The organism is Flavobacterium cellulosilyticum (assembly GCF_004349355.1).
Classification (GTDB): Bacteria; Bacteroidota; Bacteroidia; order Flavobacteriales; family Flavobacteriaceae; genus Flavobacterium; species Flavobacterium cellulosilyticum.
The window spans coordinates 391,820-404,664 of record NZ_SMFK01000002.1 but is presented as its reverse complement, the minus strand read 5'-3'; the positions used below and the strand labels follow the sequence as shown (position 1 = coordinate 404,664).

At 31.0% G+C, this 12,845-nt stretch carries 12 protein-coding genes; 11 read left to right on the top strand and 1 reads right to left on the bottom strand.

Annotated features, from left to right (window positions below; translation table 11 throughout):
* Positions 1 to 10 precede the first annotated feature (10 nt).
* The 11 genes from E0F76_RS05675 (at position 11) to E0F76_RS05625 (ending at position 11,203) form a co-directional block, all read left to right on the top strand.
* Complete coding sequence (locus E0F76_RS05675) at positions 11 to 328, top strand: NifB/NifX family molybdenum-iron cluster-binding protein (protein WP_132002586.1); 318 nt, start codon at positions 11 to 13, stop codon at positions 326 to 328.
* Between the two features lie 140 nt (positions 329 to 468).
* Positions 469 to 2,541: a hypothetical protein gene (locus E0F76_RS05670; protein WP_132002583.1), complete on the top strand. Its 2,073-nt coding sequence runs from the start codon at positions 469 to 471 to the stop codon at positions 2,539 to 2,541.
* 473 nt (positions 2,542 to 3,014) lie between these two features.
* On the top strand, positions 3,015 to 3,275 hold the full coding sequence (locus E0F76_RS05665) for a hypothetical protein (protein WP_132002580.1): 261 nt from the start codon (positions 3,015 to 3,017) through the stop codon (positions 3,273 to 3,275).
* 195 nt (positions 3,276 to 3,470) lie between these two features.
* Positions 3,471 to 3,650 carry a hypothetical protein gene (locus E0F76_RS19255; RefSeq protein ID WP_165932643.1) on the top strand — a complete coding sequence of 60 codons (180 nt, stop codon included), beginning with the start codon at positions 3,471 to 3,473 and terminating at the stop codon, positions 3,648 to 3,650.
* Between the two features lie 492 nt (positions 3,651 to 4,142).
* On the top strand, positions 4,143 to 4,958 hold the full coding sequence (locus tag E0F76_RS05660; protein WP_132002577.1) for a DUF2971 domain-containing protein: 816 nt from the start codon (positions 4,143 to 4,145) through the stop codon (positions 4,956 to 4,958).
* 380 nt (positions 4,959 to 5,338) lie between these two features.
* Positions 5,339 to 5,800: a GyrI-like domain-containing protein gene (locus E0F76_RS05655; RefSeq protein ID WP_132002574.1), complete on the top strand. Its 462-nt coding sequence runs from the start codon at positions 5,339 to 5,341 to the stop codon at positions 5,798 to 5,800.
* Positions 5,801 to 6,761: 961 nt separating this feature from the next.
* Positions 6,762 to 8,042 carry a chloride channel protein gene (locus tag E0F76_RS05645; protein WP_132002571.1) on the top strand — a complete coding sequence of 427 codons (1,281 nt, stop codon included), beginning with the start codon at positions 6,762 to 6,764 and terminating at the stop codon, positions 8,040 to 8,042.
* 6 nt (positions 8,043 to 8,048) lie between these two features.
* A complete protein-coding gene (locus tag E0F76_RS05640) occupies positions 8,049 to 8,654 on the top strand; it encodes an HPP family protein (RefSeq protein WP_132002568.1) in 606 nt (201 codons plus the stop codon).
* A gap of 461 nt (positions 8,655 to 9,115) precedes the next feature.
* The gene (locus tag E0F76_RS05635) at positions 9,116 to 9,655 is read left to right on the top strand and encodes an IS1096 element passenger TnpR family protein (protein ID WP_132002565.1); all 540 of its coding nucleotides are present in this window, start codon (positions 9,116 to 9,118) and stop codon (positions 9,653 to 9,655) included.
* Between the two features lie 82 nt (positions 9,656 to 9,737).
* Positions 9,738 to 10,097 carry a four helix bundle protein gene (locus E0F76_RS05630; RefSeq protein ID WP_132002562.1) on the top strand — a complete coding sequence of 120 codons (360 nt, stop codon included), beginning with the start codon at positions 9,738 to 9,740 and terminating at the stop codon, positions 10,095 to 10,097.
* Between the two features lie 47 nt (positions 10,098 to 10,144).
* The gene (locus tag E0F76_RS05625; protein WP_132002559.1) at positions 10,145 to 11,203 is read left to right on the top strand and encodes a nucleoid-associated protein; all 1,059 of its coding nucleotides are present in this window, start codon (positions 10,145 to 10,147) and stop codon (positions 11,201 to 11,203) included.
* Between the two features lie 488 nt (positions 11,204 to 11,691).
* Here the strand turns inward: E0F76_RS05625 and E0F76_RS05620 are convergent, their stop codons facing one another.
* Positions 11,692 to 12,747, bottom strand: a complete 1,056-nt coding sequence (locus tag E0F76_RS05620) for a hypothetical protein (RefSeq protein ID WP_132002556.1) — start codon at positions 12,745 to 12,747, stop codon at positions 11,692 to 11,694.
* Positions 12,748 to 12,845: the final 98 nt, after the last annotated feature.

The following is a 12,845-nucleotide window of genomic DNA, read 5'->3' as shown; positions in this document are numbered from 1 at the left end:
TAAAAACAATATGAAAGTTGCCATAACTTCAACAGGAAACTCCTTAGAATCTACAATTGACCCAAGATTTGGTCAATGTGCTTACTTTTTTATATACGATATCCAAAACAAAGCCATGGAATTTATTCCTAACCCAAATATAGATGCAGATCAAGGTGCAGGACCTGCAACTGTTCAATTTTTTGCCTCACGGAATATCAATAAAATCATTTCAGGTGAGTTTGGGATGAAAATTAAATCCTTACTCGATTGTCTGAGAATTCAAATGATTGTTTTAAAAAATCCAGAGAAAAAAATAAAAGAAATAATTGATATGTTGAATCATTAAAGAAACAAAGCAAGGCCAACAATTGATAAAAAAGTTTCCTAATAAACAAAATAGCAAGCACCAACCAATCGTTTACTAAATAGTAGCTGTAAAAAGCAGACAAATTTAGAGCGTTTTTTTAAGTTTTAATTATAATACCTATGACAAATAACATACTAATTGAAGATCAATATAAAAGAACAAGTTTATTTGAAAAAGAAAATGTAAATTATTTGGTAAGAGTTTTAAAGCGATTTAATACTGTTCCTAAGATGAATAACATTAACATTATTACTTCAAGTAGTCAGCCGAATGTATTTAAGATATTCCCCAATAAATCCATTATAATTGGTACGTCATTTTTAGAAAAACCAGTTTTAGCCTTACTTTATTTGAGATATGGAATCGAATGGCAACTTTGGTATAAAGCATTGGGAAAAGACAAATCGGATACCCTTTTATGCGATATAGCTGCCCTAAAAGTCACTAAAATATTTTATGACCTATTGCCAAAAGAGGACAAAGAAAAACTAAAAAAACTGGATCACTTTTTAATTGATATGATTAAAAATGAGCAAGCTTTAGATATGGAGACGTTATTAAAACATGAAGAACTAGATTCGATCCATGTTATGAATAATTCAACTCAATTATTTAAAGAATCTTGGGAACCCATTCTTGAAAATCTAGCAAAACCTACAGAATATTTATTAATGTCGGGAGGCGACTTTAGACTGAATATTGACGAAATAGAATTGTTGAATAAATATGGTTGCCGACCATTCCCAAGACCTGATGCACATACTTTTGCCTCATCGACTGCTACAAGTATCTCCAATTTTTCTTTTGATAAAACGGACAAAGTTAGAAGTATCTTAATTCAAAATAGCTTAAAAAATGGGTACAAAAAAACAACGATTGATTTTTCAGAATTACTAAAAAGCAACCTTAAAAAAATATTTAAAATAAATGATGAATGTGAAATCATTTTTTCCCCATCAGGAACTGATTCTGCTCTTCAAATTGCAGCCATAACTCAAATTGTTACCGAAAAAGAAATTACGCATGTACTCGTAGCTTCGGACGAAACGGGTAGCGGCGTGCCTTCGGCATTAAAAGGATGTCATTTTGAAAACAATACTGCTCTGAATTTCCCCGTAACAAAAGGAGAAAGAATTGAAGGTTTTAGAGAAGTCGATTTGATAAAAATACCTTTAAGAGATGAAATCGGGGAATTAAAATCAACCTTACAATTAGACACCGAAGTATTTAATGCCATTTCTACAACCAATGAATTAGGAAGACACATCGTATTGCATGTCATGGATCAATCAAAATTAGGCTACCAATCCCCTAGTGAAAAGTTGATACAAAGTTTGAAAAAACTTAGGAATTTATCCATACAAATAATTGTTGATGCTTCGCAACTTCGATTGGACCCCAAAGACATTCAAAATTATCTAAACAAAGGCTATATTGTTACCATTACTGGAAGTAAATATTTCACAGGTCCTCCTTATTCTGGGGCATTAATCCTGCCTAAAAGTGTAAATAAAACCATTAATACTATAACAAAAAAGATACCAGAAGGTTTGACCAACTATTACAATCATTCGGATTGGCCTACATCTTGGACTTGTGCCAAAGATTTATCGGATGGATTCAATTATGGTTCTAATATGCGCTGGAATGCTGCCATAGTCGAAATGGATCGCTATTACAAAACCCCAATTTTATATCGGAATATGGGAATCGAAATGTTTTGCAATTTCATCGAAGATTCCATTAAAGAAGCGCCTTTTTTAGAACCTATTTTTGGTGACGAAACAAAAACGAAATCCTTTAACAGCAAAGAATTTGGTATTAGAAACATTCGCACCATATTCCCTTTCTTTATCCTTAAAAACGAAGAAGTATTATCAGATACTCAGGTCAAAAAACTGTACACCTTATTGAACTCTGATTTATCCAATAATTTTGAAGATGCTTCTTTAGAAATTATTCGACTTGCAGCCCAAAAATGCCATATAGGTCAAGCCGTTAATGTAAAATATGGCACTGATTTTCAGAGTGCAGTGCTACGACTTAGTTTGGGAGCAAGAGTCATTTCCGAAAGTTGGGTCAATAGAGACATCAGCCTCTTTTTTAGAAACATAGAATCCCAAATGAATCAAATTACAGTCATTATAAAAAAGATCGAATTGATCCTCAATACTCCTGAATTGCTAGATTAAATTTAGAATACTATAAAACACGACGGGAACAGCTAATAATAACTTTTTTATTATTAGCTGTTCCCGTCATCCGTTGCAACCTCTTTGGTCTCCAACCCTTTTTCTAGGCGCTGGCAGGAGCTTCCGTTGGTCGCTCTGCCACCACCAGAAAAAGTGGTTCTCGACCTGCATCGGTTTTCACTGCTACCGGGGCTAGGTATTTTGTATTAAATAACTCCATTTACGGTTTCCCGTAATAATTATCAAACAAAAGATATTATCTTTGAAAAACAAGGAAGTACAAAATATTTAATCCGATTTTTCGGAATTAATATTTATATTTTAGAAAAGTATTAAGTCTTAACTTTATCAGACCTATTTACCAAAATTGGGGTGATAAGTCTGATATAGTGAGACCAATATCCAAGTTGGCGGTCAGCTTGAAGAACCGAAACAGAAATCGATTAAAATTTGAACATTTAAAAATAAAAATTATGGATTTAAAAGAACAGTTACACAACAAACAAGTTTCGGACACTGTAAATTGTTTTTCAGACAAAATAAAAGAAATTGGAGAAAAACATAAGGAGTATTGCGAAGAAAATGAAATTGACTTTGTTAAAAACATCATGTTAATTTATGATATTCATAATTTCAAATATTCTTACATTAAAGAAGTGACATTTGAAATAAAAGCAGAAGTTTTGGAAGCTTTTAAAGAATGTATGGCTAAATATTCAGTTAAAGCTAAATAAATAGTTTCAACAAGAATGACCAAACTTGTACTCTTATCGTCATTAGAAACATAATGTAATTGAATTTGATTATCATTCTCTAACACTAAAAAATTTTCTTTGATTTCAATAATTGTTACATTTTTAAATTTTTGCATTTTTTTTATTTTAGCTTTCATTCCTTTAAAGTGGCGGAATGATTAACCACATATTTTTATGAAAAAACTAAACCTTGATTATTTTAAAATCTCAATATTGCTTATTTTACTTGGCTTTCTTTTAGTATTCTATCAATATTCTCAAAATGGTAGATATATATCTAAAGGCGAAGATTGGATGGTTATTGATACTCACACAGGGAAAATATATCATTGTAATCCTAGTCCACTTGAATAAAGCCGCATCACCAACTGCTTAATTGAACTAGCTGTAGTTTAAATGAATGCGGTTTCGCATCAAATTTTAGTTAAACCAGATCGCGCGGATATGCAGTAAAATTCTCATAAACGGATAGCGCGGAATTGCATTCCGTGCCAACAAAGTTGAGCAATTTATTTTATCCTTAAATTTATTAAATAAGTTCCGAAAGAAATGATGCAGGTCTAGATTTTGCATTATATTTTTTTAATTGCCAATCGGAATGGGCACAGAATAGAATTCTGCGCTATCCGCTAGACGATATATGTATATATCAGAGCGATCGGGTTTTTCGGAATTAATATTTATATTTGAGAAAAGAAGTAATGTGAAACAAACCTTCGCCAATCTCCCAAATATGGGTTTCGCCCAACTCGACGTTTTGCGCAAGCTCACACGCCTGCGCAATGCGCCCACTTATTGTGCGATATTTTCGAGCGACAGAAAACAGAAAGAAAAATATTTTAAATTATGGCGAAAAATTATGCTGAAAATTATCCGAAAATAATTTACAAATATAGAAGTTGGGCAAATGAGTATCATAAAAATATTCTTTTGAAGAATCAAGTTTATCTTTCTTCGCCAATTGAATTTAATGATCCTTTTGACTGTAAAATTCCCAAAAACTTTTTATTGATTGATTCGCCTGAAAAAATTGAAAAATATGTAAACGATGTATTTGAAAGACAAAATAGTTTCTTCATAGCAAATGGTTTTAACATAGAAAATGAAAAACTTGAATATACAAAATCGCTTGAAAATATTCAGAAATTTCAAAAAGAAAAGGAAGAAATTGAATTTCCAATGATAGACAATCATTACGGTGTTTTGTGTATGAGTGCAAAATGGAATTCAATTCTAATGTGGTCACATTATGGTGATTATCATAAAGGATTTTGTATTGGATTTAATGAAGAAAAAATGAGGGAATCTAGATTATTCGGCAAAGGTGGACCAGTAACTTATTCAGAAAATTTTCCCGTAATTAATCCATTAGAAAATGAAGAAATTATGATTACTTCATTTTATCAAACGCATTATAAATCTGTTGATTGGTCTTATGAAGAAGAATATCGTTTTACAAACTTAATGTTTACTGACAAACCGAATAACGAAATGAGAATAAAAGTATTCGAAGAAAGTTGTATTGAGGAAATTAATTTAGGAGTGAACATTGACATAAATCATAAAGCCGAAATTATAATTGAAGCAAGAAGGAGAAATATTAAAATTTATCAATTAATAAAAATCCCTTTTAAATTTGAACTTGACAGAATTGAAATATAAAAAAACAACGCTCAATAAAATTAGAATAAACCAAATTAAAAAATTTAAAAAATGAATAATACAAAATATAATTGGTTAAAATAAAATTAGAACTCAGATCGCGCAGATATGCAGTAAATTTCTCGTAAACGGATAGGCGGAATTACATTCCGTGCCAATAAAGTTGAGCAATTTATTTTATCCTTAAATTTATTAAATAAGTTCCGAAAGAAATGATGCAGGTCTAGATTTTGTATTATATTTTTATAGTTGACAATCGGAAGAGGCACAGAATGCAATTCTGCGCTATCCGTTAGATGATATATTTATATCGGAGCGATCGGGTTAGTTCAACTTGTCGTTTGTAAAACAACACGAATAATCAAAATAAAACACTAAATATGACAGAAAAAAGAGAGCATTTTAAGTTAGTTGGAATAAAGCTCTGCCGCAAAACAACGAACCAAAACAAGCAATCAAGTAAAGATTGTGGCGAATTATGGCAAAAATTTGAAACAGATAAAATTTTCGATGTTATTCCGGAAAAATTATCTAATGAAGTATATGCTGTCTACTTTGACTATGAAAAAGACGAAACAACCCCTTTTTCATATTTTATCGGATGTAAAGTAAAAAAGAACTCAGAAACGCCTAAAGAACTTGAAGAACTAACGGTACCAGCTCAAGAATACAGCAAGTTTACTGCAAAAGGTGTTATGACAGGCTGTGTAACGGATGCTTGGAAAGAAATATGGAATTCTGACACAGAACGAAAGTTTGGATTTGATTTTGAAGTATATGATGAAAGAAGTCAAGATTGGAGTAATGCAGAAGTAGACATTTATATTTCGACAATTGACTAAACAGAAAATTGAATCAAATCGGAAAAACAACCCACTGGCGGTCGTTTTTCCATTTTCTCTGTCGCTCGATTGCATCGAGTAGCTAATTAAATTAAAAGACAAATGGTAGCGTTTGCAAAGCGGCTAACAAAAACAGAAGTACTACTCAAACTACTTTATTTTGTATATAGTTTTCTTATAATTAATATATTTGAAAGTAAAACAATGTCTGAGAAATACAAATTTTTAGATAGCACATTACCTACTTTTATTACTATAACTGTTGTTGACTGGGTAGATTTATTCGTACGCCCTATTTATTGTACTATCATTAACGATTCCTTAAATTACTGCATTAAGGAAAAAGGCTTGAGTGTTCATGCATATGCATACATGACTAGTCATATTCATTTAATAGCAACTGCATTTGATGTTGAATTACAAAAATGTAATTCGGGATTTTAAGAAATATACTTCTAAGAAATTTATAGAAGCTATTCAAGAACATCCTGAAAGTAGACGAGAATGGCTTTTACGGAAATTTAGTTTTGAAGTTCAAATATCAGGAAGAGCTAAAAATTTTAAATTATGCTTCGCCAATTCGCACTTTCAGGCTCGGGTGGCAAGATGTTTTTCATCCTGTTTATTAGATACTTTATAAAAAGTAGAACAACGAGTTAATTATATACATTACTATCCTGTTGAAGCTGGAATTTTGTTTCATGAAAGCGATTATGTAAATAGTAGCTATAGTAATTATGAAAAACAGAATACTATATTTTGTAATGTAAATGTCTAATCTTTGTGGTAATTTAAATTGAGCCGCGTTGCAAACGCTTTGTATCGTTTTCAAAAGTAAGTAGGTACTCGATGCAATCAAGCACCAGAAAAGGTTATTTGAGTTTTAAAATTTTTTTAACTTTTAAAAAGGAATTATTGCTTTTTCATAGTTTAAATTTGCAAACCAAAAAATTCATTTTTTATGAGTGATACCTCAAGAATTAGAAAAAATTATGTTTTAATTAAATTTCAAAAACTAGTTGTTGTTTCCATTTTAATCGGCTTTTTATCTGCTTTTTTAGGAGTTGTTCTAAAAAGAATAACCGAATATTACGAGGACATTTTTTTCAATCAAGCCAATGTAAATTCATTATTTTATGTTTTTTTTCCAGTTTTCGGATTTTCCGTTATTTTTTTTCTAAGAGAATATTTATTTAAAAAAAAGGAAAACAAAGGCATCAAAGAAATCTTTGAAAGCATCAATGTCAAATCAAAGAACCTGCCTAGTTATAAAATTCCTTCTCATTTCATCAATGGTTTCCTAACTGTGATATTTGGAGGATCTACAGGTATTGAAGTAGCCACAGTTGTCGCTACAGCCACCATTGGTTCTGTCGCTCAAACAAAAGAGAATGTTTTTGGACAATACAAAACCGAATTGATTTGTGCGGGAGTTGCTGCAGGAATTACAGCCTTATTTGGCAGTCCAATAGCTGGAATCCTCTTTGCATTTGAAGTCATTTCAAAAAAAGTAACTCGGGCATTCTTAATTAGCAATCTAATTGCTGTAGCTATAGCTTTTGGACTTTTATTTCTATTAGATGAAAAGCCATTATTCACAGTAAATACAACCACTTGGCACTATTCAGCCATTCCCTATTTTATTCTATTAGGAATTTTAGCAGGATTAAATTCAGTTTATCTAACACGCTGCGTTTTGCTGATTAAATCACAATTTTCGAAAATAAAAATTTCCTATCATAAAGTCATCCTTGGTTCAGCAATTTTAAGTGGCTCCCTACTCCTTCTTCCGCAACTTTACGGTGAAGGCTATCACGCTATTAAAATGATTTTTATCGACTCGAATGAAGCTCCATTGTCTTTTACATTAGCATTTACTTTTATTGGAATTTTACTTTTAAAACCAATTGTAACCTCTGTAACATTAGCTTCAGGTGGTGATGGAGGTGTTTTTGCTCCAAGTCTTTTTATCGGTGCTTTTTTAGGTTTATTAGTCGCTTCTGTTTTGAATCGTTTCTTTAATGCCGATGTTATTCCTATAAATTTTATGATTATTGGCATGGCAGCTGTTTTGAGTGCCAGTATTCACGCTCCTTTCACCGCCATTTTTTTGGTTTGTGGGGCAACTAACAATTATACTTTATTCATTCCTATATTAGTAGTTTCCTTAATTTCAAAATACATCGCTAAAACGGTTTATCCTTTTACTGTATATAGCTTTTCTCCAAGTATTGCCAAGTAACAACTTATGCCATTAAAAAAATTTAAACAGAATTACCGCAAAACCAAATACATTCTTTACAAAGAAACCTTAATTGACTGGAAAGAACATTTTTGGGCATTTATAGGTTCATTTGTAGGTATTGGAATTTTAGCCTACATACAATCCATCCATTTTTCAGGAAATGATGCCGTATATCTTATTGGTTCTTTTGGTGCATCGAGCGTATTGGTTTATGGTATTATTCAAAGCCCGTTTTCGCAACCTCGAAACCTAGTTGGAGGTCATTTAATTTCTGCTTTTATAGGGGTTACCGTCCACAAATTTGTTCCTGATATTATTTGGATTACCGCTCCACTTGCCGTTTCTCTTTCTATCGTTTTTATGCAAATTACCAAAACCTTACATCCACCAGGAGGCGCTACTGCCCTTATTGCTATTATTGGTTCGGATAAAATAAAAGATCTGGGTTATTTATATGTCATTTCTCCTGTATTAATTGGGATATTAATTTTATTAGTCACTGCCTTAATTTTCAATAACTTGACTTCCAATAGAAGTTATCCAAGCCATAAACAACTTCATCTTATTAGAAAGAAGTTCATTCATAAAATTAAAAAAAGCACCACTTAGTTTCAAACGATGACGTGCATAAACCCGATTACTATGAGGTAAACAAGTGAAAAGTCCTAAAAATCGGGGTTAGAAGTTTGGCTACTATCAAGATCCCAAGTAATACACCAATCTAAAAAAAGTTAAAGTGATAACGGTGTACAATTGTGGCTACGAAGTCGGGCAATTTCACACTTTAAGAGTTCATTTTTAAGGATGAATTGGAATTATTTCTATTTATCCTTATGAAAATAATTCGAGATTCGTAGCCCTGATGGAAGCGGCATCCCACGCTTTTTGGCGTGGATACAGCGTACAGCAGGAGGATTAGTTTTTGAAATCACCAATTGTTGTGCTCCAAATTCTCAAAACAGCAAACCTATAGATTATCCGTATGTAAAAATCTTATCAACAAATCCGAAATCTAAAATCTAATATCTAAATTTATATTTTACCTTTGCCCTCTCATTAAAACAAAGATTATGGTTTATAAATTTAGAGTAATTCTCGATGCCGAAGAAGATATATTTAGAGATATTGCAATACTTGCCGAAGATACATTAGAGGATTTACACAATGCTATTTTCAACTCTTTTGGGTTTGATGGTATGGAAGTGGCCTCTTTTTATACCTGCGATGACACTTGGAATCAAGCAGATGAAATCCCAATGTTTGATGCTGGTGATGTTCCTGGAGAACAAAAAACGATGAGCGATTATTTGCTTTCGGATATTTTAGACAAGGACAACACAAAAATAATTTATGTGTATGACTTCATTAATATGTGGACATTTCTAGTAGAACTTGCCTCAATTGAAGAAATTACCGCTGGAAATACGTATCCTGAAACTATTTTCTCAGTAGGTGAAATGCCTGCCGAAGCAATGGAAAAACATTTTATTGCCGATGATGATCAGGAAGATTACAATGAATTTGAAGATGATTTAGACGATGATGACCTTGACATGTTCAGTGGTGATGATAGTTTTGAAGACTTCGGGTTTGAAGAAAACTGGAATTAATCTTTTTTAGGTTTTAAGTTATTGAGTTTCTAAGGTCAAAAGGTTTTATATATTTGCTTAAATTTTTAGAAAAAAATAAAATATGGGCGATTTTAGAAAACTTTTGATATGGCAAAAATCAATGACATTGACAACCAATACTTATAATTCAACTAAACAATTTCCTAAAGAAGAAATTTTTGGATTAACTTCTCAAATAAGACGATGTGCAGTTTCTATTCCGAGCAATATTGCAGAGGGTTTTGGGAGAGATAGCAACAAAGAGTATTTAAGATTTTTAAACATTTCTATTGGTTCCCTTTTTGAAATGCAAACACAATTAGAAATAGCAAAAAACATAAATTATTTTAACGAAGAAGAATTTAACACTTTATATGAGGATAGTAGAGAAATAGAGAGAATGTTAGTTTCTTTTATAAACAAAGTTAAAGAACGAAACTAAAACCTTAGAACCTCTATACTCAAAACCTCAGCAACTCAAAAATAAAAATGATCAACTTATTCAACACACACATCGAAACGCTTTCCATCCACAGAGTTGGAAATAAAAGCCGTAACGAGGCGATTTTTTTATCGGAGCAACCGATTAATTTAAACGATGAAATTGCTCCATTAATTAAGGAATACTTCTTTAAACCTTTTAGAGAAAAAGAAGAAAATTATTTTCAATTTGCACATGAGGTAGATTTAGACTACAACGATATGTTTAAATTGACTAGCGAAATTTTTGAAAATCCAAGTACTATTCACGAAGTTTCGAAAAAGATTACCACCCATTTATTCGAACAATCCAATCACCCACACATCAAAAATGGCGAAGTATATGTAGTCCATCTAACCAATGTGAATATCGACAATAATGTTGTTGATGCCATTGGAATTTTTAAAAGTGAATTACAAGCGGACTTCTTACAGTTTGAAGAAAAAGAAACTAATATCGAAATGATTTTGCAACATGGTATCAACCTGAACAAATTAGATAAAGGCTGTTTGATATTCAATTATAAAAAAGAAGAAGGCTATAAAATCCTGACTGTTGACAGTAACCGCTATGATGCACGTTATTGGTTGGAACACTTCCTATCTGTTGATGCATTTGAGGATGAAAATTTTATCACAAAAAAATACCTTAAATTTTGTCAAGGATTTGCTAAGGATGTTGTATTCCCTGCCGAAGACAAAAAAGAGGAAGTGATGTTTATGAATCGCAGTGTGAATTATTTTGCCAAAAACGATCAATTTGAAGAAACCAATTTCCTTAACGAAGTTTTAGACAATCCAGATTTACTGCCAGAATTTAAAAATTACAAAGTAGACAAAGGAGAAAAATACAGCATCGAGGACATCACATCGTTTCCTATTGCTAATGCAGCAGTTAGTGATGCTAGAAAGTCAATTAAAAACATTATCAGTTTAGATACCAATATTCAGATAAAAATGGATTTCATTAATCCTGAAAGTGCCGAGAAGTTTGTTGAAAAAGGTTGGGATGAAGAAAAACAAATGTATTATTACTTAGTTTATTTTAATAAAGAGGTGAAAAATTAAATAAATATGTAATCCGTGTTTTAATAAACTAAAATCTCCAATTCTAATTGGGGATTTTTTTGTTTTTCATTTCAAATTATCAAAAATAATACTTTTTAAATCTAAAAAAAATCACGAAGCTGTAAGTATTTTCGATTGAAATACAACTATTTCATGCTTTTTAACGACTTTTTAGTGCTTTTAAACAGAAAAAGTTGTATATTTAAAAAGTGAAAGGAACCAAATTTAAAGAAAAAAAGCATTAAAAAAAACAATTAGGTTTATTTAATATCTTTTTTTTATAAATCATATTATTTTTAGCAAGTTTCAACATAAAAGACAATTAAATATTTATAATAAAAAAATAACCTCAAAATCCCAAATCTATGTTAACATTCATTTTTATTAAAGGAATCATGTTTTTAAAACAAAATCTAATCCAAAAAATGTTTTCTAAACCAACAGCTATTGAATTATTAAGTTAAATATTTAATAAAGGAATAGTAATTTTAATGCGGGAAGTTTATATTTTTATAATTCCTTGTAATGAAATCAAAAGCTGAATTGAGCACATTTCCCATAGATTTTGCTCTTTTAAAATTGATGTCATGGGTTAATCGATACAATTCCAACTTTAGTTTATTTACATTTTCTTCGGGTGCAATTGTATCGTTACCCATAATCTGCAATAATTTTTTGATACGGGTTTCAGTCGAATAAATCCTTTTAGCTAAAGCAGCTCGTTCTTCATTTTTATATTGTTCAGTCGAACTGTTCGCAAGCTTTTCTTTAGCTAGTTTGACCATAGGCATGTTTTCTTTAAAAAACTGTGGACGATACACTTTTAAATTACCCTCATAACATTGTTGGTCAAAATCTATTGGACGAATTTTGAAAACTACTTGGTCAAAATCGTGAATGGGTACAATAACGTAATTGTATGCCCTCATATCTCCCAAAAGCCTTATCATACATCGCTCATTAAACTTTACGAATTCCTTCGCAATTTGCGCTTTTTCAGTTTCAGAACAATCCACTAAAAGTGTATCCATAAACACATCTCCTGGAATACCTGTAATATGCTCTTCAATCAAAGTATCTTCAAACACTAAAAAATTTATTTTATCTGAAGATAACATATGTTCTAATTCCAATCCATAAACACGGGAAGCATCTGCTTTTTTAATATAAAAGTAGGTGTAATTATCATTCAATATATTTCTTACTTTTACCCGAAAAGGTTTCGAATTACCAAAAGTACAATAGTCGATAGCATCTACATTCAAATATTTAATAATATCTAAATTTCCATCGGAATGCAAATAAGAATATATTTTTTTTAAATTTAAATCAATTTCACTTCTTTCTTGTTCATTATAATAAACCCGTATCCACAATGTGTCTTTATCATTTTTGTCAAATACATTTATTGAACCTATAAAACGCAATAAATCATCATAATAAATTGAAACTTTTGAAACACGATCAAATCGTTCTAAATATTCTAAAAACTGCGTGGTTAATGGATAACTTGGTTTTTTAAAAACCATTAATGGTTCATTCATAGTAATAGCATTTGTTACAAAATTACAGTATTATCATTTATTAGAACAAAGTTCGCGCTACTATTATTGTAGTGATTTTATAAAAAGCAACAATTTAT

Excerpts from the sequence above, each read along its gene's own strand:
- E0F76_RS05675 (WP_132002586.1), top strand. The coding sequence starts at position 11 with ATGAAAGTTGCCATAACTTCAACAGGAAACTCCTTAGAATCTACAATT.
- E0F76_RS05640 (WP_132002568.1), top strand. The coding sequence starts at position 8,049 with ATGCCATTAAAAAAATTTAAACAGAATTACCGCAAAACCAAATACATT.
- E0F76_RS19255 (WP_165932643.1), top strand. The coding sequence starts at position 3,471 with ATGAAAAAACTAAACCTTGATTATTTTAAAATCTCAATATTGCTTATT.
- E0F76_RS05665 (WP_132002580.1), top strand. The coding sequence starts at position 3,015 with ATGGATTTAAAAGAACAGTTACACAACAAACAAGTTTCGGACACTGTA.
- E0F76_RS05655 (WP_132002574.1), top strand. The coding sequence starts at position 5,339 with ATGACAGAAAAAAGAGAGCATTTTAAGTTAGTTGGAATAAAGCTCTGC.
- E0F76_RS05630 (WP_132002562.1), top strand. The coding sequence starts at position 9,738 with ATGGGCGATTTTAGAAAACTTTTGATATGGCAAAAATCAATGACATTG.
- E0F76_RS05645 (WP_132002571.1), top strand. The coding sequence starts at position 6,762 with ATGAGTGATACCTCAAGAATTAGAAAAAATTATGTTTTAATTAAATTT.
- E0F76_RS05635 (WP_132002565.1), top strand. The coding sequence starts at position 9,116 with ATGGTTTATAAATTTAGAGTAATTCTCGATGCCGAAGAAGATATATTT.
- E0F76_RS05625 (WP_132002559.1), top strand. The coding sequence starts at position 10,145 with ATGATCAACTTATTCAACACACACATCGAAACGCTTTCCATCCACAGA.
- E0F76_RS05660 (WP_132002577.1), top strand. The coding sequence starts at position 4,143 with ATGGCGAAAAATTATGCTGAAAATTATCCGAAAATAATTTACAAATAT.
- E0F76_RS05670 (WP_132002583.1), top strand. The coding sequence starts at position 469 with ATGACAAATAACATACTAATTGAAGATCAATATAAAAGAACAAGTTTA.
- E0F76_RS05620 (WP_132002556.1), bottom strand. The coding sequence starts at position 12,747 with ATGAATGAACCATTAATGGTTTTTAAAAAACCAAGTTATCCATTAACC.